Here is a 4,335-nt window from a genome sequence, read left to right on the forward strand (position 1 = left end):
TTACTGCAGCTTATGCTCGTACCTGACCTTTCCCTCCCGGTCCAGTCCTTTGATGGATTGCCATGAGAAATCCCGTCCCTCCGTTTTCCACACAAACAGGAACATGCGGTCATCCGATATGCGCTGCCGCTCCGATCCGGACGTCGCTGTATTGCTGCCGCGGTCCTCCATCACCACACCCAGTTCCACGGTAACGATGTCGGGATCGTTGACATAACCGTAAAATTTGGCCATCCCGCCATCCGACCCGGTGCTCTTAACATCCCAGCTGTAGGTCAGCGGTTTTTCCGGGTTTTTGGGCACACCGGCAACCCCTCCGCTGGGGTGCCATTTAAAATGGCTCCAGGTGACCGTATCGGCAGAAAACCACTGCTTGTAGGTGCCAAGGAACACCACCGTATCCTGATCCACCTGAACCTTCCTCACGACCTTGGACGGCCCGTAATGATAGCTTCGCTCGGAAAGCTCATGGGCGCCCTGCGCCGTAAAGCTGCCGCGATCCAATCCGGATACCCACAGCAGGACGATGAACAAAATCAGAACCGCGCACCATTCCAGCACTCCGCCCAGCCTGCTGATCTTCATTGGGTGCTCTCCTCCTTCTCCAGGAGAATCGGCATCTCACTCTGCCGGTCATACCAATCATAGCGGAGGGTCAGCTTCTTCGTCCCCGCAGGCAGCGGGTCAAAATAGATCCATCCGTTCTCTCCCCATGGCACTCCGGTGCTGCTCGCCCCGTGCTGGATCAGTTCGTTTCCTGACGCGTCCATCAGCTTGACGGAAGCCGTCGGGAAGGACCACCCGTCCCGCACCTTTTTGTGGAAGGCGTAGCGGATCGCGGTCCGTTTGGAGGTGGTGTACAGCTCCTTTAAAGTAAATGTATCGTCATCCATGTTCAGTTTCCGGTTCACCGGATACGCCGTAACCCGGCCGTCGTTTTTCAAGTCCGCGATCATAAGCCGGTTGCCGTCTCTCCATGGGAGCCAGTCGACCAGCTGGAACAGCAGCAGCGCGGCAAAAGCAAAAATTAGCAGCCTTCGTATAATCATTCCCACCGTTACATTTCTCAAGGGCATGCTCCTTTTATTTCATCATGGATCTCAATAGCCATTTGTATTGGTGAAGATTTTACCATAAACCGGAAAAATCGCAATCTGATTCCTGGGCAGCAATCGCCCCTCCGCTCAGCCGCTTCTCAGACAGTGGAAGATCCGGCTGCCCAATGCGTTGTTTTTCCGCTGAAGATCAAAAAACAGCCAGGGCGGGTTCACCGCACACTGACTGTTTTAACATTCCCCATTATTTATGAATTCAGGATCGTATATCGTATAAAGTCCGGAAATCAGACGAAAATGCTCACAACGTTAATCCTTGCCGTATTTCGAACGGTAGAACGCCTTGTTCTCCAACGCCCGTACGGGCGTGGTCCATTCATCCGTCATGGACATCGTATCGATGGCATCCTCGGCGGCTTGCAGCTTCGCATCCATCTGGTCGATGAGATGCAGGGCAAGCGCCTCCGGTATTTGCGGCTGCACCGGACTGCCCCACTCGGCCAAGTTATGATGGGCCAGAATAACGTGCTGCAGCAGCACGATTTTCTCCGCGTTCAGGTCCATGCCGTGAAGCACCGCCGCCTCCGTGATCCAGCTGACCGCAAGCGGAATGTGGCCGATCAGCTTACCGGTGAAGCTGTACTCGCTGACGATGCCCAGCTCCGCCGTCAGTTCTTGCACACGAACTCGGCCAGCTCCAGCATCCGCACGACATGGTAGGCCAGGCCGGCATAAAAAGCATGGTGCATACCTTTGGCGGCCGGATAATGCATGAGCTTATCCCCAACCTTGCCGTAGCAGTGCTCGATAATTTTGCGGAGCTCGGGATCCTGAACGCTTGCCGCCGCCGCCTTGATCGTATAGACCAAGTCCGCCGGCTGAACGGGAGCCGACCGTACGAAATCGGTGATGCTGTATCCGTCCTCATCCTTGGCCGGCCGGATCTGCGTTACTTTAAATTGCAGCCGCTCCCGGTACAGCTGGACGATGCCGCGCACTTTGACGAGCATCGGTGCAAAGAACGTCTCCTTGTCCGTCGAGGAGGTGTCCCACAGTTTCGCCGGGATTTCCCCGCTCGTATCCGATAAGATCATATCCAAATAATCCTTGGGCGGCGTGGCGTTCGTCTGTTTGACCTGCAGCGATTTCAGCAGATAGAAGCCCGTAATTTCCTGCCCTTCGGTAAACGATTGAATAAGTGTCATCTCTTGAAATCCTCCTAAATAATTCACTGAAAAAACGGTTCAGGACAGCTGCTTAGCTGTCCTTATCCATTACCCCAAACCGGAAAGATCCACCGCATTTATACGGGTCCCCTTTCACGCGCTTCCACATCCGCGATTTATGCCTTAGAGGAATGCATGCAGCACGAAGTTCGCCACAAACAGTGCGGCAATGCCATACAGCACAGGCGAAACCTCCCGGCCTCTGCCCTGGGCCAGCTTTACCACCGGGTAAGCGATAAAGCCGAAAGCCATGCCGTCCACAATGCTGTACGTAAAAGGGATCATGACCATAATGAGAAACGCCGGAAAACGCTTCGGTCAAATCCGTAAACTCCATCTCTTTGACGTTCTGGACCATCAGCCCGTATTCGAAGGCGGTGTGGGTGTAATAGTCCAAGCCGCGCACCAGCCGGTGGTTGACCTTGAAGTCGACCTCCATCGCGGTGAGGTATGTCTTCACCTGCTCGAAGTGCGTGGTGCACTCCTCGTCCAGGCTGTCCAGAATCGATGGCGCATCGATGAATTTGTCCTGGTCGATCTTGCAGTCCAGCACCCGCATCGGGTTGCGCTCCATCCGCGACTGGCAGTCCTTGCACAACGTGTCTTTCATCGGCGTCAGAAACGCGAGCAGCTTCTCGCGGTACGCCGCCCGGCTGGCGGGATTGCCCACGGAGTTGATCTCCACGGTCACGCCCTGCAGGCCGAGGTCTTTGCAGAACTGGTATCCGAGCGAGACGACTTCCGCATCGATGGCCGGATCCAATGCACCGAACGCCTCGATCCCAAACTGGTGGAACTGGCGGTAACGTCCCGCCTGAGGACGCTCGTAGCGGAACATCGGGCCGATGTAGTAAAGCTTGGTGACATCAGGTTCACCGTACAGCTTGTTTTCGACGTAGGAGCGGACCACGCCGGCAGTGCCTTCCGGGCGCAGCGTCATGCTGCGGTCGCCCTTGTCTTTGAACGTGTACATCTCTTTTTCGACGATATCCGTCGTTTCGCCAACGCCGCGCTCAAACAGTTCGGTCTGCTCGAACATCGGCGTGCGGATTTCGCGGTAATTGAACCGCCGGCACAAATCTCTGGCTTTTTCTTCGACAAACTGCCATTTCTCCACCGTGCCCGGCAGCAAATCCTGCGTGCCCGTCGGTTTTTGGTAAGCCATAGCAACCCCTCTTTTCATAGATCATTTGTAGCTAACAAAAAAATCCCTCACCCCTGCGCTTGAACAAGCCAACAGGGACGAGAGATCGTTATTCATTGATTCCCGTGGTACCACCCACATTCCGGATACTTCTTATGTATCCGCTCCAAACGATTAACGCCCGTTCAGCGCAGCACGTCTACTCATGATCTGGAACAGCGCATATCCTGCGCCGCAAGCCACTTTCGCCGCCTGTTCTCGGGGAAGTCATTCATCCGGTCATCCATAGAATCCTCTCAGCCTAAGGGATTCCTCTCTGCATGGTGGGGCACGGACTACTTGGTCCCGTCATCAAATCGATTTTAGATTATTTTTAGATTGTAATGAACCGCTGCACTAAAGTCAAGAGCCTCTGTCACAAATTGGATGCAGTTGTCAATTTACAGACATTTCAGCAAAGAAAAACCTACAATCCATATTGTAGGTTCAATAAGGTAATATATTAAAAAAGGGGGTCATGCTCTTATTATAGACAGCCAATATTAAGGAAATATGAAACTAATATTACAGTTATATTACATAAAAGAAAGCGCTTTACCCAGCGCTTTCTTTTCATCGGTTCCTGAGGAAATCAGTCGAAAATTTCCACATAACCGCCGCTTGCCCGCAGTTTATTGACAACGTCCTGATAAGAATCGTCAGGCACTTTGGCAGCAAGGACGTACTCCAGGTCCCGGTAGTCCTCATCGTCCGGGGACACGTCCACCGCTCCCGAGAGCAGGTCGCCTCCCTCGTCCGCACGGCGTTCGCGGTCCTCCTCGGACAGCTCGTCCGGATCCCGGTCGTCCACCACGGGGATGCCTGCGGCCGGGTAAGCGGTAGGCACGCCTACCGCACCTGACGTTCCTGC

3 protein-coding genes and 2 pseudogenes are annotated in these 4,335 nt (G+C 54.2%); all 5 read right to left on the minus strand.

The features are described 5' to 3' along the window. Complete coding sequence (locus tag CPT76_RS00025) at positions 1-585, minus strand: DUF5044 domain-containing protein (protein ID WP_105441530.1); 585 nt, start codon at positions 583-585, stop codon at positions 1-3. Beyond that, positions 582-1,070: a DUF5643 domain-containing protein gene (locus CPT76_RS00030; RefSeq protein WP_105441531.1), complete on the minus strand. Its 489-nt coding sequence runs from the start codon at positions 1,068-1,070 to the stop codon at positions 582-584. Before CPT76_RS00030 ends, CPT76_RS00025 begins: the two co-directional genes overlap by 4 nt. A 294-nt stretch (positions 1,071-1,364) precedes the next feature. Then, positions 1,365-2,260, minus strand: a pseudogene (locus tag CPT76_RS00035) (3'-5' exoribonuclease YhaM family protein). 52 nt (positions 2,261-2,312) lie between these two features. Next, on the minus strand, positions 2,313-3,446 hold the full coding sequence (hisS, locus tag CPT76_RS00045) for a histidine--tRNA ligase (RefSeq protein ID WP_308737488.1): 1,134 nt from the start codon (positions 3,444-3,446) through the stop codon (positions 2,313-2,315). A 610-nt stretch (positions 3,447-4,056) separates the two neighbouring features. Next, positions 4,057-4,335, minus strand: a pseudogene (locus CPT76_RS00050) (hypothetical protein); the annotation flags it as partial.

Source organism: Paenibacillus sp. AR247 (assembly GCF_002968895.1).
GTDB lineage: Bacteria > Bacillota > Bacilli > Paenibacillales > Paenibacillaceae > Paenibacillus_AQ > Paenibacillus_AQ favisporus.